The organism is Roseateles sp. P5_E1 (assembly GCF_054049335.1).
The window spans coordinates 1-635 of record NZ_JBFUMN010000262.1 but is presented as its reverse complement, the minus strand read 5'-3'; the positions used below and the strand labels follow the sequence as shown (position 1 = coordinate 635).

Here is a 635-nt window from a genome sequence, read left to right as displayed (position 1 = left end):
GTGTGCAGCGACGCCCACGGATCGTTCGGGTTCGGGTTGGTCAGGTCGGTGCAGTTGTAGCCGGTGGCCGCGCCGGTCGTCGGGCAGCTCTGGTTGCCGGTGATCGGGTTGTTGGTGCCGCCGGTGGTCTGTCCGTTCGGGCGACGCACCTCGCCGATCAGGTAGTTGCCGCGCACGGTCTTCTCGCTGCTGTATTCCACGCCGGCGTTGAAGCTGTGGCGCAGCGGGCCGGTCTCGATCTCGCCGGTCACGCTGGTCTGGTTGATGAAGCTGTCGGTCTGCGTGGCGCGCGAGTTGGTGCGGCGCCAGACCGTGCCGTACAGGTTCGGATTGCCCTTGCTGTCGTCCGGCTGGGTCCACAGGTAATCGTTGCGGGTATCACCGTAGCGGGTGATGTTGCGCAGCACGATGCCACCGAAATCATGCGACAGGTTCAAGGTGGTGATGTCGGCGCGGGTCTTCTGGAAGTCACGGTCGACCAGGCCGTAGAACGCGTCGCGGTTGGTCACGATCGGGCTGCCGTCGCCGTTGAGCGCCAGGTTGGCGCCGCTGGTGAACGGGTTGCTGTACGGGAAGCCGCCGGCGTCGGGCAGGTCGTCGGTTTCCATGTGGTAGTGGCTGATCACCCCCTGGGT

Annotated in this window: 1 pseudogene; it reads right to left on the bottom strand. The window is 65.8% G+C overall.

Features of this window, described 5'->3' with window-relative positions:
• A pseudogene (locus tag ACXJKJ_RS30935) lies at window positions 1–635 on the bottom strand (TonB-dependent siderophore receptor); the annotation flags it as partial.